The following is a 21,230-nucleotide window of genomic DNA, read 5'->3' on the forward strand; positions in this document are numbered from 1 at the left end:
CGATTGACAACGATGTCACCCGGATCTGAAACTCGAGCGATGCACGACACCCTTTTCCTGTTTGGCGCCACAGGTGACCTGGCCCAGCGCTATCTGTTCCCCTCGCTGCTGCGATTGCTCGGCGACGGCCTGCTCCCCGAAGACTTCAAGGTCCGTGCGCTGGCATTGTCGCCGCACGACACCGAGGCCTTCCGCGAGATCCTGCGGCCGCGCCTGCAGCAGGCCATGCCGATGGCCAGCCAGGACGACATCCACTCGCTGCTGCAGCGCATCGACTACCGCTCGGTGGACCTGCGCAATCCCGAGTCCGTGGCCGAATCGGTGCATGACCTGGTCGACCGCCACTGCGTGAGCTACCTGGCGATTCCGCCGGGCCTGTACATCTCCACCTGCGAAGGCCTGGCCAAGGGCGGCGCACTGGCCGCACCGCACCGGCTGATGCTGGAAAAGCCGATCGGCAGCGACAGCGCCAGCGCCGAGGAGATCATCTCCACCATCGGCCAGTGGATCGACGAAGACCGCGTGTTCCGCCTGGATCACTACCTGGGCAAGGCCGCGGTGCAGAACCTGATCGCGCTGCGCTTCGGCAACACGCTGCTCGAGGCGGTCTGGAACCGCAACTACATCGAATCGGTGCACATCCTGGTCGCCGAGAGCGAGGGTGTGGATGGCCGTGACGCGTACTACGCCCGCTCCGGCGCACTGCGCGACATGGTCCAGAGCCACATCCTGCAGCTGCTGTGCCTGGTCGCGATGGAACCGCCAGCGTCGCTGGAAGCCGACCGCATCCGCGATGAAAAGGTCAAAGTGCTGCGCGCCCTGCGCCCGCTGGACGCCAAGCACGCCGCACGTGACAGCGTGCGCGGCCGCTATACCGCCGGCACCATCAACGGCCAGCCCGCGCAGGCCTACCAGCCGCCGGAAGGCAGCGACGTGGAAACCTTCGCCGGCGTCACCGCGCATATCGACAACTGGCGCTGGAGCGGTGTGCCATTCCACCTCGTCACCGGCAAGCGCCTGGCCGAGCGCACCACGCGCGTGGTGGTCAACCTCAAGCCGGTCACGCATTGGCTGTTCGAGCGCCCGGCCCGCGGCAACGCCACGCCGAACCGCATCACCTTCCAGCTGCAGCCGCAGGAGAACATCGAGCTGGGCCTGATGAGCTCGCTGGCGGGCCCGGAATGGGGCGCGCTGGAACTGCACCCGCTGGAACTGGAACTGTCCGTACCCACCGGCCTGCATCGCCGCATCGCCTATGAACGCCTGTTCCTGGATGCCTTCAACGGCAACCATGCGCTGTTCGTGCGTGATGACGAAGTGCGCGCTGCCTGGGCCTGGATCGACAGCGTCAGCGATGCCTGGAAAGCGGCCAGCCTGCCGCTGCAGCCCTACCCGGCTGGCGAATGGGGTCCGCAGGAAGCGGCTGGCTTCCTGCCGGCCGATGTGGATGCCGAGGCTGGCCGTGGTGGCCAGGCATGACGGTGGTGTCCCAACCGGTCCTCGTGGCGGACATCGGGGGTACCAACGCACGCTTCGCGCTTGCCGATACCTCACTCGATGCCCCGCTGCAGCAGGACAGCATCCGCGAGTTCCGCGTCGCCGAGTTCCCCTCGCTGGGTGAAGCGGCGCGCCATTACCTGGAAGAGATCGGCGCGCAGGCCAAACGCGGCGTGTTCGCCGTGGCCGGCCGCGTGGACGGCGACGAGGCGCGCATCACCAATCACCCGTGGGTGATCTCGCGCATGCGCACCGCGCACATGCTCGGCTTCGACGAACTGCACCTGATCAACGACTTCGCCGCGCAGGCGATGGCCATCTCGCTGCTGCAGCCGCAGGACGTGATCCAGGTCGGCGGCGCAGCATGGGTGCCGGGCAAGCCCGGCCAGCCGCGCAACTATGCGGTGATCGGTCCGGGTACCGGGCTGGGCGTGGGCGGGTTGATCCTGCGCCACGGCCGCTGCTATCCGCTGGAAACCGAGGGTGGCCACGTCAGCTTCCCGCCCGGGACGCCGGAAGAGATCCGCATCCTGGAGATCCTCTCCGAGCAGTTCGGCCGTGTCTCCAACGAGCGCCTGATCTGCGGCCCGGGCCTGGTCAACATCCATCGCGCCGTGTGCGAGATGGCCGACATCGATCCGGGCCAGCTGCTGCCAGTGGACGTCACTGCGCGTGCGCTGCATGGCGACCCGCAGGCGATGCGGACCGTGGATGTGTTCTGCGCGGTGTTCGGCGCGATCGCCGGTGACCTGGTGCTGATGCAGGGCGCCTGGGACGGCGTGTTCCTGACCGGCGGCCTGGTGCCGAAGATGCTCGATTCGCTGCAGCATTCCGGCTTCCGCCAGCGCTTTGAACACAAGGGCCGCTTCTCTTCGATCATGTCCAAGGTGCCGTCACTGGCGGTGATGCACCCCAGCCCGGGCCTGCTCGGCGCGGCCGCGTATGCGGCGGATGTGGAACGCGATCTGCCGGGAGGCACCGCATGAATACTCTGGATACGTCCGACCGTTTCACCCTGATCCGTCACGGCGATGCCGATGGTTGGATCGAGGCCGTGGCCGCTGAAATGGCCGCCGAGCTCAACCGCGACATCGCCGAGTTCGGCCGGGCGCGCATGTTGCTCTCCGGCGGCACCACGCCGGCGCCGATCTACCAGGCACTGGCCGAGCTGGACGTTCAATGGGACCGGGTGGAAGTGAGCCTGGTCGATGAGCGCTGGCTGTCACCGCAGGATCGCGACAGCAATGCCTGGCTGGTGCGGGAGAGCTTCCTCACCCGTGCCGAAGGCGCGCATTTCGATCCGCTGGTGCGGGTCGGCAAGCCGCTGCCCGAATGCGTCTACAGCGCCAACCTGCAGGCCCAGCACAGCCAGCGGCCGTGCCTGAGCGTGATCGGCATGGGCAACGACGGCCACACCGCCTCGCTGTTCCCGGGTTCGAAGGATCTGACCCGCGCCCTGGAAAGCACCCTGCCCTACGCAGCGCTGGATGCCACCGGCTGCCCCGGTGCCAATCAGTGGCCGCTGCGCATCACCCTCACCCCGCATGGCTTGAAGCAGAGCCGCCAGCGCCTGTTGCTGCTGCGTGGCAAGCAGAAGCTGGAAGTGCTCAAGCACGCGCTGGAAAGCAACAATCCGCAGCTGTATCCCATCCTCAATGCGATCGATCTCGACGGCGCGAAACTGCGCGTCCACTGGTGTGACTGAGTTGCCCCGGTGTTGTTCCGTTCGCCTTCTCATAGCCGGTAGCCAATGAGCCTGCATCCCAAACTCCATGCCATCACCGAGCGCATCGTCCAGCGCAGCGTCGCCTCCCGCGCCGCCTACCTGGCCGGTGTCGACGCGGCACTGCGCGACGGTCCGTTCCGTTCGCGCCTGAGCTGCGGCAACCTCGCCCACGGGTTCGCCGCGTGCGGCCCGACCGACAAGTCGCGCCTGCGCGGCGGCGTGACGCCCAACCTGGGCATCATCACCGCGTACAACGACATGCTCTCGGCACACCAGCCGTTCGAGCACTACCCGGAGATCCTGCGCGAGACCGCGCGCGAACTCGGTGCGACCGCCCAGGTCGCCGGTGGCGTGCCGGCGATGTGCGACGGTGTCACCCAGGGCCGCGGCGGCATGGAACTGTCGCTGTTCTCGCGCGATGTGATCGCCCAGTCGACCGCGATCGGCCTGAGCCATGACATGTTCGACGCCAGCGTTTACCTGGGCGTCTGCGACAAGATCGTGCCCGGCCTGCTGATCGGCGCGCTGGCCTTCGGCCATCTGCCGGCGATCTTCCTGCCGGCCGGCCCGATGACCCCGGGCATCCCGAACAAGCAGAAGGCCGAAGTGCGCGAGCGCTATGCGGCCGGCCAGGCGACCCGCGAGGAACTGCTGGAAGCCGAAGCCGCTTCGTACCACGGCGCCGGCACCTGCACCTTCTACGGCACCGCCAATTCCAATCAGACCCTGCTCGAGGCGATGGGCGTGCAGATGCCGGGCGCCTCGTTCGTCAATCCGGATACACCGCTGCGCGACGCACTGACCCGCCACGCGGCCGTGCGTGCGCTGGAGATCAGTGCCCTGGGCGACGACTTCCGTCCGCTCGGCCGTCTGATCGACGAACGCGCGATCGTCAACGCCGTGGTCACCCTGATGGCCACCGGCGGTTCGACCAACCACACCATCCACTGGATCGCAGTGGCGCGTGCGGCCGGCATCGTGCTGACCTGGGACGACATGGACCAGCTCTCGCAGCTGATCCCGTTGCTGGCCCGCGTCTATCCGAACGGCGAAGCCGACGTGAACCGCTTCGCTGCGGCCGGCGGCACCGCGTTCGTGTTCCGCGAGCTGATGGAGGCCGGCCTGATGCATGCCGACCTGCAGACCGTGGCCGAAGGCGGCATGCACCAGTACGGCCAGGAGCCGGCGCTTCGCGACGGCAAGCTGACCTACATCGATGGCGTGCGCGAGAGTGCCGATCCGGATGTGGTGCGCGGCGTGGCCAATCCGTTCGAGTCGCAGGGCGGCCTGCGCCTGCTGCGTGGCAACCTCGGCCGCTCGCTGATCAAGCTGTCAGCGGTGAAGCCGGAGTTCCGCACGATCGAAGCACCGGCGGTGGTCGTCGATGCGCCACAGGTGCTGAACAAGCTGCACGCCGCCGGTGTGCTGCCGCACGATTTCGTGGCGGTGGTCCGTTACCAGGGCCCGCGCTCCAATGGCATGCCGGAGCTGCATTCGCTGGCGCCGCTGCTGGGCCTGCTGCAGAACCAGGGGCGCCGGGTGGCGCTGGTCACCGATGGTCGTCTGTCCGGTGCCTCGGGCAAGTTCCCGGCGGCAATCCATATGACGCCGGAAGCCTCGCGTGGCGGTCCGCTGGCACGGGTGCGCGAGGGCGACATCATCCGTCTGGATGGTGAGGCCGGCACGCTGGAACTGCTGGTGGACGCAGCCGAGTTCGCAGCACGCGAGCCTGCGCCGAACACCGCACCGGCGGCGCATGATCTGGGCCGCAATCTGTTCGCGATGAGCCGCCGTCTGGTAGGCCCGGCCGATCAGGGGGCGATGTCGATTTCGTGTGGGCCGGCGGCCGATGACGGCAGCATCTGGAATTACGATGCGGAATATGAGCTTGGGCACGATGCGGCGGCGGCGGAAGCGCCGCATGAGGGTAAGGACGCGTGAGCTGACGCAAAAGCGGCGGCCGGGTGTTCTGGTTGAGGCAGCGGGATGGCCCCAACCAGGACGCGCCGTGAACCCATCCATGGGGGCTCGTTAAGCGGCATCCATGCCGCTTGACGGTCCTGGTTGGGGCCATCCCGCTGCCTCCGGACACTTTTCGGCGCGTTGTTGGCGTCGTACTTTTTGGAATAAGGATTGAAAACGCATGAGCATCGCCGAACATCAGAAACGCGCTGAAACCCTGTTGAAGGCTGCCGGCATTCTGCCGGTGGTGACGGTGCATACGCTGGATCAGGCCCGTGCGGCCAGTGCGGCGTTGTTGGAGGGCGGGCTGCCGGCGATCGAGCTGACGCTGCGTACGCCGGTGGCGATGGAGGCACTGGCCATGCTCAAGCGCGAGCTGCCGGATGTGGTGGTGGGTGCGGGCACGGTGTTGACCGTGGAGCAGATGCAGCAGTCGATCGATGCGGGTGCGGATTTCCTGGTCACGCCGGGTACGCCGGCGCACATGGCCGATGCGTTGGCGCAGGCACCGCTGCCGGTGGTGCCGGGTGCGGCCTCGCCGACGGAAATGCTGGCGCTGTATGCGCGCGGCTTCCGGGTCTGCAAGTTGTTCCCGGCCTCGGCCGTGGGCGGGCTGGCGATGATCAAGGGGCTGGCCGGTCCGATTCCGGATCTGAAGCTGTGCCCGACCGGCGGCATCACCGAAGATACGGCGGCCGAGTACCTGGAGCAGAAGAACGTGGTCTGCATCGGCGGTTCGTGGATGGTGCCGGGCGGTTGGATCGAGCGCGGCGAGTGGGACAAGGTGCGCGAGAGTGCGGCCCAGGCCGCGAAGATCGTGGCGCGGGTCCGCGCGCACTGAACGAAAACGCCCGGGCATGCCCGGGCGTTTTTTTATCTGCCGCCAGCGCGCGGGTTACATCGGGCGTGCCGGATCCACCAGGCCGTACTGGCTGGCCATGCGCGCGAGCGCGATGTTGTCGTTGATGCCCATCTTCTCGAACAGGCGGGCCTTGTGCGTATTGACGGTCTTCGCGCTCAGGCTCAGGCGCTTGGCGATGTCTTCCTGGCGCAGGCCCTGGGTGAGCAGCAGCGCCACTTCCAGTTCGCGCGGGGACAGAGTATCGAACGGCGAATGGTTACCTTCCACGTTCGACAACGCCAGATTCTGCGCGATGCTGTTGCCCAGGTAACGGCGGCCGAGTGCGGCATCACGCACCGCGCGCAGCAGTTCCTGTGCATCGCAGGCCTTGCCGATGTAACCGGACGCGCCGGCTTCGAGCAGGCGCTTGGGCATCGGGCCATCTTCAAGGACGGAGACGATCACCACGCGGGTGCCGTGATCGCCACGGACCACGCGCTCGGTGACTTCCATGCCACTCACGCCCGGCAGGTGCAGATCGCACAGCACGACGTCGGGCCGCAGGCGGCGGATATCCGGCAGCGCATCTTCACCGCTCTCCGCCTCACCGACCACCTCGATGTCGGTCTCGTTGGAGAGGATCATCTTCATGCCCGTACGCACCAGAGCATGATCGTCCACCAGATACACTCGAATCGTCATCCGCCAACCTCGTCAAACACTGTGAACGGGGGCAAGCCTAGCGGCGGGATGTGGCGATCACAAGGAACCGGGTTCCCCATCATCGCATTCTGGTCCGCGCATCACAGACGTGCTGTCCTGCCCCTCCCCCTACGCCTCTCATCCTAGCCTGTTCCAAAGGGACAGCCTATCGATGCGGCCGGCCTTCATGCCGTTTTCGGCCAGTTTAGCGCCGGAATGCCCTCAGTGGCGGTGCCGCCACGGATGCCGGCGGCGGAACATGACCAGGAAGCACCCGACCACCCACACCAGGGCGGCACACCAGCCGGCCAGGATGTCGGAGGGGTAATGCACCCCCAGGTACATGCGCGAGATGCTCACCAGGACCGCAAAGGTAAGTGCGGCAAGGGCCACCGGCCAGCGCCAGCGGGTGTTCCAGGCCAGCAGCACCAGCGTGACGGCCAAGGTCATCGAGCCCATGGCGTGGCCGCTGGGGAAGCTGAAGGTGCTCTCCGGGGCGATGGACTCCCACAGGCTGGGCCGGTCGCGCTGGAAGAAGCGCTTGCTGCCCAGATTCAACAGGGCCGAGCCGGCAAAGCAGATCGCGACGAAACTGGCCTCGCGCCAGCGTTTGCGCCACGCAAGCAGGCCCACGATCAGCACGTCGGCCGGAATCAGGAACCACTCGTAGCCCAGCTTGGACAGCAGCACGAAGAACCGGTCCAGGCCCGGCGAATGCAGGGCGTGCAGCTTCCACAACAGCAGGTCGTCGAAGTAGATCGCTTCCAGCTCGTGCACTTCATCGGCCAGGGCCACGAAGCCCGCCAATGGCAGCAGCACGCCGACGAACAGCAGCACGAAGCGCCAGGCGTTGCGGCCCATCCAGTGGCGGACGCCGGCGGCCGGCTCCGCTGCGGCCAGCACCGCCGGCTTATCCAACGCGTCGGACATAGGTGCGTTCGACGTACTCATCGATCAGCGTGACGAAGTCCTGGGCGATGTTCTCGCCACGCAGGGTGACCGTCTTTTCGCCATCCACGAACACCGGCGCGGCCGGCGTTTCACCCGTGCCCGGCAGCGAGATGCCGATGTTGGCGTGGCGCGATTCACCCGGGCCGTTCACGATGCAGCCCATGACCGCCAGGGTCATGTTCTCCGCACCCGGGTGGCTCACCTTCCAGACCGGCATCTTCTCGCGCACGTGGTTCTGCACGACCTTGGCCAACTCCTGGAAGAACTCCGAGGTGGTCCGGCCGCAGCCGGGGCAGGCCGTGACCAGTGGGGTGAAGGCCCGCTGCCCGGTGGTCTGCAGCAGCTCCTGGGCAACGATCACTTCGGCCGTGCGCGACTGGCCCGGTTCGGGCGTCAGCGAGATACGGATGGTGTCGCCGATGCCTTCCTGCAGCAGCACGGCCAGCGCCGCCGAGGAGGCAACGATGCCCTTGCTGCCGATACCGGCTTCGGTCAGGCCCAGATGCAGCGCGAAATCCGAGCGCTGGGCCAGGTCGCGGTACACCGCAATGAGTTCCTGCACGCCGCTGACCTTGGCCGAGAGCACGATGCGGTCGCGCGGCAGGCCCAGTTCCACGGCGGTCTCCGCCGAATCCAGCGCCGAGCGGATCAGCGCTTCGCGCAGTACCCGACCGGCATCCCAGGGCTGTGCGCGTTGGCTGTTCTCGTCCATCAGGCGCGCGGCCAGGGACTGATCCAGCGAGCCCCAGTTGGCGCCGATGCGGACCGGCTTGTTGTAGCGGATCGCAAACTCGATCAGCTGCGCGAACTGGGTGTCTTTCTTTTTGCCGAAGCCGACGTTGCCCGGATTGATCCGGTACTTGGCCAGGGCTTCGGCGCAGGCCGGTTCCTGGGTCAGCAGCTGATGACCGTTGTAGTGGAAGTCGCCGATCAGGGGGACATCGATCCCCATCATCTGCAGCTTCTCCACGATCCGCGGGATGGCCGCGGCCGACTCGGGATTGTTGACGGTCAACCGCACCATCTCCGAGCCTGCACGCCACAGTTCGGCCACCTGCTTCACGCTGGAGGCGACATCGGCGGTGTCGGTGTTGGTCATGGACTGCACCACCACGGGATGGCCCCCACCCACGACCACGCCGCCGATACGGACGGGCTGGGTCTGGCGGCGGGCCCACACGGCGGAGTCGGCGGGTTGGGTCGGTCGGGTCACGGCGTCATGCATCCGCCTATTTTAGCGCGCCCAGCGCGCGGGTAGGTGCCCGCCGTTGCTTGGCACTCATGTTCCGTACCGCAGCGCGCCGCGCGCCCCCGATGCGGCCGATGCGGCCGATTGTCGCAGGCAGGTCCGGTCCGGAGCGCATACGATGTGCGGACATGACCGGTACCGACGCCCCCTTTCTCCGCACCCTGTGCAGCCTGCGCTGGCTGGCCGTGGCTGGCCAGGCCGCCACCATCCTGGTCGCTACCTGGGTGCTGGGCCTGGAGTTGCCGCAGCTGCCGCTCTGGGCCGGCGTCGCCGCGCTGACCCTGTTCAACCTGTACGCGCAGCTGCGCGTGCAGGGCCCGGACACCGCACCGGTCACCGCCTTCGGCCACATCCTGGTGGATGTCATCGTGTTGACCTGGATGGTCGGCTGGAGCGGCGGCGTCGCCAATCCTTTCGGCTCGCTGTTCCTGATCCTGATCGCGCTGGCCGCGCTCGCCCTGCCCCTGCGCTGGACCCTCGCCGTGGCGGCCGCCTGCCTGATCGGCTATGCGGCAAGCGGCGTGTTCGGCCTGCCGCTGCCGAGCGGCTATTTCACCGGCGCGCAGATGCAGCAGTGGGGCGTGGTCTGCAACTTCCTGCTGTCGGCCACGGTGGTGCTGGTGTTCGCAACGCGGCTGGCGATCGCCCTGCGCCAGCGCGAACACGAGCTGGCCATGCTGCGCGAGCGCTTCGTGCGCAACGAGGGCATCGTCGCGCTGGCCACCCACGCCGCCTCGGTGGCGCATGAACTCAATACCCCGCTGGCGACCATGACCCTGCTCGCCGACGATATCGCCGACCAGACTGAAAGCAGCGAGGTCCGCGATGACGTGGAAACCCTGCGCGAGCTGCTGGTGCAGTGCCGGGAGCGCGTGCTCGCCCTCGCCCGCCCGGCCGCCGGCGACGCCCCCGGCCGCGATGCGGTGACGTTGCCGCAGGTGCTGGAACAATGGCGGCTGGTGCGTCCGACGATCGCGCTGAAGCGCAATGAGGACGCCCCGCTCACCCTGCCGCTGGACCCGGGTATCGGGCACCTGCTGATGGTGCTGCTCAACAATGCCGCCGACGCCGGCGAGAAAGCCGACCGCCCACAGGTGGATCTGTCGCTGCGTATCGAAGGCGATGACCTGATCGGCGAAGTGCGCGATTACGGCCACGGCTTCGATGCCCGCCAGGCGGTACTGCCCGGCACCTTGTTCAACAGTGGCAAGACCGACGGCATGGGCGTGGGCCTGGCCCTGTCCCACGCCACCATCGAACGCTTGGACGGCGAGCTGTGGATGCGCCCGGCCAATGGCGCCGGCACGCGCGTCGGCTTCCGCCTGCCCTTGTCCCCACGGGAGACTTCCGCATGACCGCTTTCACCCCCACGCCCGGCCAGGCCAGCCATGGCCTGCTGGTCGACGACGACGAACTGTACCTGCGCACGCTGCAGCGCAGCCTGGCCCGCAAAGGGTTGGAAACCGTCACCGCCAGCGACACCGCATCAGCCCTGCTGCTGGCCCGGCAGCAGCCGCCGGCCTACGCGCTGATCGACCTCAAGCTCGGTACCGAATCCGGCCTTGCGCTGATCCAGCCGCTGCGCGCCCTGCGCGAAGACATGCGGATCCTGCTGGTGACCGGCTATGCCAGCATCGCCACCGCGGTGGAAGCGATCAAGCTTGGCGCCGATGACTACCTGCCCAAGCCGGCCACGGTCCCGATGATCCTGCGCGCGCTCGGCGAGGAAGACGATGGCCCGGCCGATGATGGTGACATGGAGCCACCGGATGCGATGACTCCGATCAGCAGGCTGCAGTGGGAACACATCCAGCAGGCGATGCATGAGACCGGCGGCAACGTGTCCGCCGCGGCGCGACTGCTCGGCATGCACCGCCGCTCGCTGCAGCGCAAGCTGGCCAAGCGGCCCAGCCCGGAGCGTGATCCAAGCCGGTGAAGCATCATTCGCACCACACGGCATGAGACAGAAACGGCGACCCGAAGGTCGCCGTTTTGGTTTGCCGCATGCAGGTGATCGCGGTTACCAGAACACCGTGTACAACGCGATCAGAATCGCGATCACCGCCGCACCGCCGATGTTGAAACTCATCGGCGTGGCGTAGCGCACGTCATCGGTACGGATCAGATCCTGCCCGGTGCGCGCCGGCTTCCACAGCGAGATCAGCACGGCCAGCACCAGCGCCAGCAGGAACACCAGGCCGACACGGTCGATGAACGGCAGCGACGGCCATGCCAGTTTCAGCACGATCGACAAGGCGAACGAGCCGATCGCCGCCGCCAGTGCACCGGCTTCGCTGGCCTTCTTCCAGAACAGGCCCAGCAGGAAGATCACCGTGATGCCCGGGGTGAAGAAGCCGGTGAATTCCTGGATGTACTGGAAGCCCTGGTCGAAGCTGCCCAGCAAGGGACGCGCCGTGGCGATCGCCACCAGCACCGCCACCGTCGCCGCGATGCGGCCCACGCGCACCAGCGTGGTCTGACTGCTCTGCGGACGCGCCTTGGCGTAGAAATCCAGGGTGAAAATGGTCGCCACCGAATTGATCTTCGACGCCAGCGACGCCACGATCGCGGCCACCAGCGCGGCGAAGACGAGGCCGAGGATGCCGCTGGGCAACAGGCTCATCATCGCCGGGTAGGCACGGTCCGGCTTGCCCAGATCCGGCGCCAGCACCACCGCCGCGATGCCCGGCACCACGACCACCAGCGGCACCAACAGCTTCAGGAAGGCCGCGAACAGCACGCCCTTCTGCGCTTCGCCGATGTCCTTGGCCGCCAGCGCGCGCTGGATGATGTACTGGTTGAAGCCCCAGTAGCTCAGATTCATGATCCACAGCCCGCCGATCAGCACGCTCAGGCCCGGCAGGTCTTTGTAGAACGGGTTGTCCGGGTGCAGGATCATCTGGAAGTGCTCCGGATGCTGATCCCACAGTTTCTGGAAGCCGCCGGGAATGCCGGCCTCGCCCCCCACCGCATTGAGGGTGAGCGCGGTCACCAGCAGACCCCCGAGGATCAGCAGCGAGACCTGCACGATGTCCGTGAGCGCCACTGCCTTCAGCCCACCGTACAACTGGTAGAGCAGCGCGAACACGCCGATCAGCACCAGCGCCAGCATCTGGTCCATGCCGGTGACCTCGGTCACCGCGATCGAGCCCAGCCACAGGATCGAGGTCAGGTTGACGAAGACGTACAGCCCCAACCAGAACACCGCCATCAGCGTGCGGATGCGGTTGCCGTACCGCTGCTGCAGGAATTGCGGCATCGTGTAGATGCCGTTGCGCAGGAAGATCGGCAGGAAGTACTTGCCGACGATCAGCAGGGTGAGCGCGGCCATCCATTCGTAGGACGCGATGGCCAGGCCGATCGCATAGCCGGAGCCGGACATGCCGATGATCTGCTCGGCCGAGATGTTGGCCGCGATCAGCGAGGCACCGATGGCCCACCACGGCAGCGAGCGCCCGGCCAGGAAGTAGTCTTCGGCACTTTTGCTGTGCCCGGCCTTCTCGCGCGAGACCCATTGCGCCAGCACGAAGATGCCGGCCAGGTACACCAGCACGATTGCCACATCGAGTGTTGCCAATCCCACGTCATGCTCCTTATGCAACATTGCACCGTCCCGCGCGCCGGCAAACGCAGCGCGCGGTGGCGATCAGCCCCTGCCGCGGCGGCAGGGGCCCGTGTGGCTTCATCGGGTCGCGCAGGCGACCACGGTCTTGGCGTCGTTGCCGGTGCCCAGCGCGATCCGCGACACCGACAGGTCCAGCGCGTGGGAAGACTCCAGCACCGGCAGGCGCTCGATCTTCGACAGGTCCGCGCCGGCTGTGGCGAAACACTTCAACGGCACGCCGATCGTCTGCCATTCGCCCTCGGCGATGCCGCCCAGCGTGGGAGCCAGATCGACCCTGCCTTCGCAGCCCTGGCCGCAGCCGATCGCCAGCCCCACCGGCCCGGCGATCGCGCCGCTCCGGCGCACGGTCAGCAGCAGCTGCACATCGCCATTGCTTTCGCGGGTGAGGTCCAGCGGCCGCGTGGACAGCAGCGCCATGTTCGCCTTGCCACTGCCCGACCACTGCAGGCGACGCGCATCTTCCTGCGCCTTGTGATCGATCGCGGACACCTTGAGGCTGGCATCGCTGAGCACGGCCGGGAACGTCACTGCCGGCAGTTCCGACTGTTTGACCCCGCTCAGGCGCATGGCCAGACCGGCGGTCGGCTTGCCTTTGTTGAAGTACACACCGGCATCGCCCTGCTCACCGGTGATGCCCGAGACCTCCGGCAGTGCGGCGAGGTTGCCGTTGTCGGCGTAGTGCAGGCCGAAGCCGAAGGCGAACTGCGGGTCGTAGTCCTTCTGGCCGACGTTGTTCTGGTACTGCACGGCGGTGCGCGGCCAGGAGAAGCTGAGCGTGCCCTTGAAGTCGTGCTGCACGCTGCCGTCGGGCCTGCGCAGCAGCACATCGGCGATGCCTGCCCCTTCCGAGCCCGGCAGCCATGCTGCAACGAAAGCATCGGACGCATTGATCTCGCGGTTCACCCACAGCGGGCGGCCGCTGAGGAACACCGTGACCACCTTGATGCCCTCGCTCCTGAGCCGCTTGATCAACTGCAGATCGCTGTCATCGCCCGGCTTGTAGGCCAGCGTGGCGATGTCGCCCTGGAACTCGGCGTACGGGTTCTCGCCCACCACCACCACCGCGACATCCGGCTTGGTGCGGTACCTGCCGTCGATCGCCAGCTCGGCACTGCCACCGGCGGCGGTGACCTGCTGCTTCAGCCCATCCCAGATGCTGTCCGCATTCGGGTAATCGGCACGCTTGGTGCCGGTGCCCTGCCAATTGAGCGTCCAGCCACCGGACTGCTTGCCCAGATCATCGGCACCGTCACCGGCGACCAGCACGCGCTGCTTCGGCGCCAGCGGCAGGACGCCGTCCTGGTTCTTCAGCAGCACCAGCGATTCGCGTACCGCCTGGCGCGCGATCGCGCGATGTTCGGGCGCGCCGAGCAGCTCGAACTTGCCACCGAGCGGGCGCGTGGACGGCTTGCCGGCCTCGAACAGGCCCAGCCGCAGCTTGACCCGCAGGATGCGACGCACCGCTTCATCCAGGCGCGCCATGCTGATCACGCCAGACTTCACCGCAACGACATTGCTCTCATAGATGCCTTTCCAGCTGTCGGGCGCCATCAGCATGTCCACGCCGGCATTGAACGAGGCCGGGCAGTTGTCGTTGGTGCAGCCGGCCACTTTGCCGTGGCCGTTCCAGTCGCCGACCACGAAGCCGCCGAAGTGCATGCGCCCCTTCAACACGTCGGTCAGCATCGGCTTGTGGCCGTGCATGGAGACGCCATTGAAGCTGTTGAACGAGGCCATCACGGTCTGCGCACCGGCCTGGATGGCGGGCGGATACCCGGCGGCGTGCACGTCGCGCATCACCGCTTCGCTGACCTGGGTGTCACCCTGGTCCTTGCCGTGCGTGGTGCCACCGTCGCCGGCGTAATGCTTGACCGAGGCGATCACGTGGTGGCCATCGAGGAAGCCCGGCTGGCCCGGCACGCCCTGCAGGCCTTCCACGACCTTGCCGGCGAAGCTGGCCACCACCTCCGGCGATTCAGAATAGCCTTCGTAGGTGCGGCCCCAGCGATCATCCTGCGGCACCGCCACGGTGGGTGCGAAGGTCCACTCCATGCCGGTGGTACGCGTTTCGACCGCGGTGACCTGGCCGATCTGGCGCATCAGGTCGGGATTGCGGGTCGCGCCCAGACCGATGTTGTGCGGGAACAGCGTGGCGCCGACGATGTTGCTCTGGCCGTGCACCGCATCGATACCGAAGATGATCGGGATGCCGGGGCCGCCGCTGGCGGGATCCATCGAGGCCGCGTAGTAGGCATCGGCAAGCTTCAGCCACGCCGAGGGCGGCGCATCGTACTTGCCATCCGGATCCGAGTTGCCGCCGGCCAGCACCGAGCCGATGTGATACCGGCGCACGTCATCGGGGGTCATGCTGGCGATGTCGCCCTGCACGGTCTGCCCGACTTTCTGCTCCACGCTCATGCCCGCCATCAGCGCATCGATGCGCTTCTCCAGCGCCGGGTCGTCGGCCAGCGGCCAGGTCAGTTCCGGCCAGTCCTGCGGGTGGATGGCGTTGGCATCGGCCTCAGCAGCCGGCGCCGGAGCCTGCGCGGTCGTGGCCGGCGTGTCGCCGCCGCAGCCGGCCAGCAGCAACACCGTGGCCGAGGTGGCCAGCGCAAGGGCGTGGCGGATCGACCGCCGGTTGGAACGAAGCGAAAGCAACGGCATGTACCCTCCCAGGTATTGCACAGGCAGCAGACGGATGGCACGACTCCCCGCGCCATGACGGCCTACCTTTGGCGTTGCGGGCCACGCTGTCAATCCACCGCGCGGCTATGCCGTCGGCGCAGGCTGGTATGGGATTGGGCTATAGCCAAAACCGATGACCCACCCTGCAATCACGGCGGTTTACGGCATACCTGGGCCGAGTGGCGCGGCAATCCGTGTTGCGCTGCAGTATCCCCTGCCGCGTGTACTGCGCAGAACGCGATGCGATCCGGCGGCCACAACGCAGAACCGCCGGACAGGCCGGCGGTTCGTGATGGCACAGCCTGCGCCGATGCTCAGCCCTTGAGACGGCCCAGCAGTTCCAGCGTCACCGGATCGGTGATGGCATGCGCCTGGCCCTGCAGCGCGGGCAGCAACTGGCTGGCCAGCTGCTTGCCCAGCTCCACGCCGAACTGGTCGAAGGCGTTGATGTTCCAGATCAGCGACTGCACGTACACGGCGTGTTCGTACATGGCGATCAGCGCGCCGAGCGACTGCGGGGTCAGCGCATCGAGCAGGATCAGGGTGCTCGGACGGCCACCGGGATACTCGCGATGGGGATCCTCGCTGCCCTGGCCATTGGCCAGCGCCTCGGTCTGCGCCAGCAGGTTGGCCATCAGCGCCTGGTGGTTGACCACGTAGGGATCATCGTTGTGCACGCAGCCGATGAAATCGGCCGGGATCACGCTGGTGCCCTGGTGCAGCGCCTGGAAGAAGCTGTGCTGCACGTCGGTGCCCGCCCCACCCCACCACACCGGTACGGTGTCACTGGCGACCGGACTGCCATCGAGCTGCACGCGCTTGCCCAGGCTTTCCATCACCAGCTGCTGCAGGTAGGCCGGCAGCAGCGCCAGGCGCTGGTCATAGGTCATCACCGCATGCGTGGCATGGCCGAGCAGGTTGCGGTTCCAGATATCGGTCAGCGCATGCAGCACCGGCAGGTTCTGCGCCAGCGGCGCGGTGAGCGCGTGTTCGTCCATCTGCGCCGCGCCCTCGAGCAGCTGCTCGAAACGCGTGAAGCCGATCGCCAGCGCGATCGGAAAACCGACCGCCGACCACAGCGAGTAGCGCCCGCCCACCCAGTCCCACATCGGCAGCACGCGGCCGGCGGCGATCGAGAAGGCCTTGGCCGCACGCTCCGGGTTGGCACTGACCGCATACAGGCGCTCGCTGCCGCCCAGCCAATCGTGCAGGATCTGCCCGTTGAGCAGGGTTTCCTGGGTGCCGAAGGTCTTGGAGATCAGGATGCCGGCCGTGGTCGCCGGGTCCAGCGTGGCGAGCGTGCGCTGCATCGCGGCACCGTCCACGTTCGACACGAAATGCACGCGGAAGCGCGCCCCGGAGACCGGACGCAGCGCATCGGCGACCAGCCGCGGACCCAGGTCCGAGCCGCCAATGCCGACGCTGACGATATCGGTGATAGTGGTTGCTTCCAGCGCGGCGATCAGCTCGCCCATCTGCTGGCGCACCTGCGCGGCGGTGGCGAAGGCCTCACCGGCCACCGGCGCGCCGCTGGCATCGCCGCGCAGCGCGGTGTGCAGCGCCGCACGACCTTCGGTCACGTTGACCGTTTCACCACGGAACAACCGCTGGAAACCGCCGGCGACATCGCGCTCGGTGGCCAGCTGCAGCAGTGCGTCCAACGCCGCGCGGTCGTACTTCTGCCGCGCGAAATTGACGTACAACGGACCGACCCGCAGCCCCAGCGATTGTGCGCGGCCCGGTTCGGCGGCGATCAACGAAGGGATGCTCGCGCCACGCAGGCGCTGGGCATGGGAATGAAGCGGGTCGAATCCGTTGTGCTGTGTCATGCGGCCTGTGTCGGGATCGTGTCGTTGGTGTGGGAGATCTGGTTCTTGCCGTCCACATATACCAACTTCGGCTTGAAGCTGTCAGCTTCTTCTTCGCTCATGCTGGCGAAGGCGGCGATGATGATGATGTCGCCCACCTGCACGTGACGCGCGGCGCCACCGTTGAGCGAGACCACGCCGCTGCCGGCTTCGGCGCGGATGGCATAAGTCGAGAAACGCGCACCGTTGGTGACGTCCCAGATGTGCACCTGTTCGAACTCACGGATGCCGGTCGCAGCCAGCAGGTTGTCATCGATGGCGATGGAACCTTCGTAGTTCAGCTCGGAATGCGTGACGGTGGCGCGGTGGATCTTGGTCTTCAGCAGGGACAGATGCATGGCAACGGGACAACGGTAAAGGAAAGGGAAATTCTAGCACCCGGGGGGCGGGCGGCAGGGGCTGGCGCGCGCGGTCATGCCGGGGGCTGCCGGCGGTTCAGCATCGTCACGACACCACCCGGCCCGGCGTAGAGCCCCCCCATGGGTGGCTGGGCGTCCGGCATCGCCCAGCAGCCACCCATGGGGCGGCCCTACCCGGCGGGGCGCAGCCCTCAGAACTCCAGGTTGTCGATCAACCGGGTATTGCCGATCCGTGCGGCGATCAGCGCCACGCGGGTGCCGTCATTGGCATCGGCCGGCTCGGACAGGTCCGGCAGGCGAACCACGGCGTAGTCCACCTGGAACCCGGCGGCCTGCAGCGCGGCGGCCGCTTCGGCCTCGATCAGGCTGCGGGTCTTGCCGGCGATGAAGCCTTCGCGCATGCCCAGCAGCACCTGGTGGATGGTGGTCGAGACGCTGCGCTGCTCCGCGTTGAGGTACTGGTTGCGCGAGCTCATCGCCAGGCCGTCGTCTTCGCGCACGATATCGCCGCCGACGATCTGGATCGGGAAGGCCAGGTCTTCCACCATCTGGCGGATCACCGCCAGCTGCTGGAAGTCCTTCTTGCCGAAGGCTGCCACGTCCGGCTGGACCTGGTTGAACAGGCGCGACACCACGGTGCAGACACCATCGAAATGGCCCGGGCGGTGCGCGCCTTCGAGCAGACCGCTGATGCCCGGCACGTTGACGCTGGCCGCCAGCTCCACGCCGAACGGGTACATGGATTCAACGGTGGGCAGCCACAGCACATCGCAGCCGGCCTGCTCCAACCCGGTGGTGTCGGCTTCGGGCGTGCGCGGGTAACGGGTGAAATCTTCGTTCGGCCCGAACTGGGTCGGATTGACGAAGACGCTGGAGACCACGCGGTCGGCGTACCGCCGCGCCAGCGTGACCAGCGAGTAGTGCCCGGCGTGCAGGTTGCCCATGGTCGGGACCAGCGCAACGCGCAGCCCCTCCCGCTTCCAGCCATTGACGACAGCGCGCAGGCGGGACAGTTCGGTGACGGTATCGATCATGAGGCGTAGGCGTGTTCTGCGTCGGGGAAGGAGCCGTCGCGCACGGCGTCGGCGTAGGCACGGACCGCACCGGCAACCGACCCGCCTTCGGCAAGGAAATCCTTGACGAACTTGGGACGGCGGTGGCCGCTGTCCAGACCGAGGAAATCATGCAGCACCAGCACCTGGCCATCGCACTGCGGGCCGGCACCGATGCCGATGGTGGGCACGCTGATGTCCGCGGTGACCTGCGCAGCCACCGGCGTGGGCACGCATTCGAGCACGACCAGGCTGGCGCCGGCGGCGACCGCGGCCTTGGCGTCATCGCGCAGCTGCTGGGCGGCATCGCCACGGCCCTGCACGCGATAACCGCCCAGGCGAAGCACCGACTGCGGGGTCAGGCCCAGGTGCGAGCAGACCGGAATCTCGCGCTCGACCAGGTAACGGATGATGTCCAGCTTGAAGCCGGCACCTTCGATCTTGACCATCTCGGCACCGGCCTGGAGCAGCCGCAGCGAGGCATCCAGTGCGCGCTCCGGGGTGGCATCGGCGCCGAACGGCAGATCGGCCACCAGCAGCGCACGCTCCAGCACCCGGGCCACGGCGCGGGTGTGATAGACCATGTCGTCGGTGGTCACCGGCAGGGTCGAATCGTGCCCCTGCACCACCATGCCCAGCGAGTCGCCGATCAGGATCAGGTCCACGCCGTTGGCGTCGAAGCTGCGGGCGAACCCGGCATCGTAGGCGGTCAACATCACCAGCTTCTGCCCCGTGCGCTTGGCCTCCGCCAAGGCGGGGACGGTCCAGGGCTTGCTGTCTGCGTGGGTACTCATGAGCTGATAACCGGTGGCGATAAGCCCCCCATTATCCTCCTATTGGCGAGATCCCGCAGGAGTCGACCCGCATCACAGCATCCCGCACGCGGCCATGGCCGGGAATCGTGGCCTCCGGCGCGATCTCGGCCAAGGGCAGCAACGCGAACGCACGTGCATGCAGATACGGGTGCGGCACCTGCAGCTGCGGCAGATCGATCACCTCTTCGCCATACAGCAGCACGTCCAGATCGAGTGCACGCGGCCCCCAGTGCACGGCCGGATCGCGTACGCGGCCGAAACGGCGCTCGATCTCCAGCAGGGCAGCCAGCAGATCCGGTGCGGGCAACGCGGTCTCCAGCACGGCGGCGGCGTTGACGAACGCCGGCTGGTCTTCGTTGCCCCAGGCCGGCGTGCTGTACAGCTGCGAGCGGGCCCGCAGCGTGGTCTGCGGCAGGGCCGCCAGCGCCTGGAACGCCTCACGCAGGGTCTGCGCGGCGTCCCCCAGATTGGCGCCCAATCCGATACAGGCCAGGGTCACGACTTACTCGCCTGCCACTCCACCGGGACGGCGGCGGCGGCGGCGACGCTTGCGCGGTGCACCGTCTTCGCCCTCACCGTCTGCCTGGGCGGCATCCAGCGCCGAATCCAGCTCGGTGCCGGACTGCAGCTGGGCCTCGCGCCAGAACGCCACGTCGGCCTCATGCTCGCTGGAGGCGACTTGGCGCAGGACCAGGAAGTCGTAGGCGGCGCGGAAGCGCGGATGGGTCAGGGTCCGGATCACGCGCTTGCGCTGGCGCGAGCTGAAGCGGCCCTGCAGCAGCCAGATTTCCTGCATCGGCAGCGAGAAGCGGCGCGGCAGGGCGATCGTGCTCAACTGGTGCAGGGTCACGCGGTCCGCGGCGCGGCGCTGCGCCTCTTCCAGTGCGACGCCCTGCTTCTGCAGGCTGGCCAGGGCGCGGCAGAAGGCCGGCCACAGCAGCAGCGCGAACAGGAACGACGGCGACACCGGTTCATCATTGGCCACACGCAGATCGGTATTGTGCAGGCCTTCGATGACCATGCGGCGCAACGCGCCACTGCGATTGCTGCGCAGGGCGGCGGCGCTCTCGGGGAACATGACGTCGAGCAGGCCATACCGCTCCAGGCCCTCGAAGCTGGCCACGCCGTGCCCGGACAGGAACAGCTTGAGCACTTCCTCGAACAGTCGCGCCGGGGCAGCCTCGGCCAGCAGATTGGCCAGGCGCGGCAGCGGTTCGGCGGTCGCGTCTTCGATCTGGAAGCCCAGCTTGGCCGCCAGGCGCACCGCGCGCAGCATGCGCACCGGGTCTTCGCGGTAGCGCTGCTCGGGTTCACCGATCAGCTTCATCAGGCGCGCCTGCACATCTTCAAAGCCACCGGTGTAATCGCGGACCGAGAAATCCTCGATCGCGTAGTACAGGGCGTTGCAGGTGAAGTCGCGGCGGATCGCGTCGTCTTCGATGCTGCCGTACACGTTGTCGCGTACGAGCATGCCGTTTTCCATCTCACGGTCGCCGCTGCCATCGTCGATATTGGCGCGGAAGGTGGCGACCTCGATGATCTCGCGGCCGAACACCACGTGCGCCAGGCGGAAGCGGCGGCCGATCAGCCGGCAGTTGCGGAACAACTGCTTGACCTGCTCGGGCGTCGCATCGGTGGCGACGTCGAAATCCTTGGGGTGGCCGTTCACCAGCAGATCGCGGACGGCGCCGCCGACCAGGTAACCGGCAAACCCGGAATCACGCAGCCGGTACAGAACGCGCAGGGCGTTGGGGCTGATGTCCTTGCGGGAGATGTTGTGCTGATCGCGCGGGATCACGCGCAGGCTGAACGGTGATGTAGCAGAGGAATTGATGTTGGCGCTTCCGGTTGAGTTTTCGGGATTGCCCAATGGCATCTAGGTCCATATACTAGCGCGC

The 21,230-nt window shown here is 67.3% G+C and carries 18 protein-coding genes; 7 read left to right on the forward strand and 11 right to left on the reverse strand.

Features of this window, described 5'->3' with window-relative positions; translation table 11 throughout:
* Positions 1-39 precede the first annotated feature (39 nt).
* The 5 genes from zwf (at position 40) to ABE463_RS05395 (ending at position 6,026) form a co-directional block, all read left to right on the forward strand.
* On the forward strand, positions 40-1,479 hold the full coding sequence (gene zwf / locus ABE463_RS05375) for a glucose-6-phosphate dehydrogenase (RefSeq protein ID WP_123728963.1): 1,440 nt from the start codon (positions 40-42) through the stop codon (positions 1,477-1,479).
* Complete coding sequence (gene glk / locus ABE463_RS05380; RefSeq protein ID WP_346467485.1) at positions 1,476-2,483, forward strand: glucokinase; 1,008 nt, start codon at positions 1,476-1,478, stop codon at positions 2,481-2,483. The genes zwf and glk overlap by 4 nt, the downstream gene beginning before the upstream one ends.
* Complete coding sequence (pgl, locus tag ABE463_RS05385; RefSeq protein WP_123728961.1) at positions 2,480-3,202, forward strand: 6-phosphogluconolactonase; 723 nt, start codon at positions 2,480-2,482, stop codon at positions 3,200-3,202. The genes glk and pgl overlap by 4 nt, the downstream gene beginning before the upstream one ends.
* A gap of 45 nt (positions 3,203-3,247) precedes the next feature.
* Entirely contained in the window at positions 3,248-5,164 is a 1,917-nt protein-coding gene (edd, locus tag ABE463_RS05390; RefSeq protein ID WP_259260337.1) for a phosphogluconate dehydratase, read from the forward strand.
* Positions 5,165-5,366: 202 nt separating this feature from the next.
* Positions 5,367-6,026, forward strand: a complete 660-nt coding sequence (locus ABE463_RS05395; protein ID WP_346467486.1) for a bifunctional 4-hydroxy-2-oxoglutarate aldolase/2-dehydro-3-deoxy-phosphogluconate aldolase — start codon at positions 5,367-5,369, stop codon at positions 6,024-6,026.
* A 54-nt stretch (positions 6,027-6,080) separates the two neighbouring features.
* Here ABE463_RS05395 and ABE463_RS05400 read toward each other — a convergent pair whose 3' ends face one another.
* The 3 genes from ABE463_RS05400 to ispG form a co-directional block, all read right to left on the reverse strand.
* Entirely contained in the window at positions 6,081-6,728 is a 648-nt protein-coding gene (locus tag ABE463_RS05400; protein ID WP_019183265.1) for a response regulator, read from the reverse strand.
* 222 nt (positions 6,729-6,950) lie between these two features.
* Positions 6,951-7,658 (reverse strand): phosphatase PAP2 family protein, encoded by a 708-nt coding sequence (locus ABE463_RS05405; protein ID WP_259260336.1) that lies wholly within the window; start codon positions 7,656-7,658, stop codon positions 6,951-6,953.
* Positions 7,639-8,904 (reverse strand): flavodoxin-dependent (E)-4-hydroxy-3-methylbut-2-enyl-diphosphate synthase, encoded by a 1,266-nt coding sequence (gene ispG, locus ABE463_RS05410; RefSeq protein ID WP_346467487.1) that lies wholly within the window; start codon positions 8,902-8,904, stop codon positions 7,639-7,641. The genes ABE463_RS05405 and ispG overlap by 20 nt, the downstream gene beginning before the upstream one ends.
* A 152-nt stretch (positions 8,905-9,056) precedes the next feature.
* On the opposite strand from ispG, the gene ABE463_RS05415 reads away from it, so the two are divergent.
* Entirely contained in the window at positions 9,057-10,283 is a 1,227-nt protein-coding gene (locus tag ABE463_RS05415; protein ID WP_346467488.1) for an ATP-binding protein, read from the forward strand.
* The gene (locus tag ABE463_RS05420) at positions 10,280-10,864 is read left to right on the forward strand and encodes a response regulator transcription factor (RefSeq protein ID WP_123728954.1); all 585 of its coding nucleotides are present in this window, start codon (positions 10,280-10,282) and stop codon (positions 10,862-10,864) included. The genes ABE463_RS05415 and ABE463_RS05420 overlap by 4 nt, the downstream gene beginning before the upstream one ends.
* Positions 10,865-10,948: 84 nt before the next feature.
* On the opposite strand, the gene ABE463_RS05425 is transcribed toward ABE463_RS05420, so the two are convergent.
* From ABE463_RS05425 to pcnB, 8 genes are all read right to left on the reverse strand, one after another.
* Positions 10,949-12,511: a sodium/sugar symporter gene (locus ABE463_RS05425; RefSeq protein ID WP_346467600.1), complete on the reverse strand. Its 1,563-nt coding sequence runs from the start codon at positions 12,509-12,511 to the stop codon at positions 10,949-10,951.
* A gap of 99 nt (positions 12,512-12,610) precedes the next feature.
* Positions 12,611-15,217 (reverse strand): exo 1,3/1,4-beta-D-glucan glucohydrolase, encoded by a 2,607-nt coding sequence (locus ABE463_RS05430; RefSeq protein WP_346467489.1) that lies wholly within the window; start codon positions 15,215-15,217, stop codon positions 12,611-12,613.
* A gap of 335 nt (positions 15,218-15,552) precedes the next feature.
* Positions 15,553-17,067 (reverse strand): glucose-6-phosphate isomerase, encoded by a 1,515-nt coding sequence (pgi, locus tag ABE463_RS05435; RefSeq protein ID WP_346467490.1) that lies wholly within the window; start codon positions 17,065-17,067, stop codon positions 15,553-15,555.
* Positions 17,064-17,444 (reverse strand): aspartate 1-decarboxylase, encoded by a 381-nt coding sequence (gene panD, locus ABE463_RS05440; protein ID WP_019183273.1) that lies wholly within the window; start codon positions 17,442-17,444, stop codon positions 17,064-17,066. The genes pgi and panD overlap by 4 nt, the downstream gene beginning before the upstream one ends.
* Before the next feature lie 212 nt (positions 17,445-17,656).
* A complete protein-coding gene (gene panC / locus ABE463_RS05445; RefSeq protein WP_346467491.1) occupies positions 17,657-18,499 on the reverse strand; it encodes a pantoate--beta-alanine ligase in 843 nt (280 codons plus the stop codon).
* A complete protein-coding gene (gene panB / locus ABE463_RS05450) occupies positions 18,496-19,311 on the reverse strand; it encodes a 3-methyl-2-oxobutanoate hydroxymethyltransferase (protein WP_259260329.1) in 816 nt (271 codons plus the stop codon). The genes panC and panB overlap by 4 nt, the downstream gene beginning before the upstream one ends.
* 31 nt (positions 19,312-19,342) lie before the next feature.
* A complete protein-coding gene (folK, locus tag ABE463_RS05455) occupies positions 19,343-19,831 on the reverse strand; it encodes a 2-amino-4-hydroxy-6-hydroxymethyldihydropteridine diphosphokinase (protein ID WP_346467492.1) in 489 nt (162 codons plus the stop codon).
* Between the two features lie 3 nt (positions 19,832-19,834).
* Positions 19,835-21,202 carry a polynucleotide adenylyltransferase PcnB gene (pcnB, locus tag ABE463_RS05460; RefSeq protein ID WP_123728947.1) on the reverse strand — a complete coding sequence of 456 codons (1,368 nt, stop codon included), beginning with the start codon at positions 21,200-21,202 and terminating at the stop codon, positions 19,835-19,837.
* Positions 21,203-21,230: the final 28 nt, after the last annotated feature.

The sequence above is a fragment of the Stenotrophomonas sp. TWI819 genome (assembly GCF_039673075.1).
GTDB classification, from domain to species: Bacteria; Pseudomonadota; Gammaproteobacteria; order Xanthomonadales; family Xanthomonadaceae; genus Stenotrophomonas; species Stenotrophomonas rhizophila_B.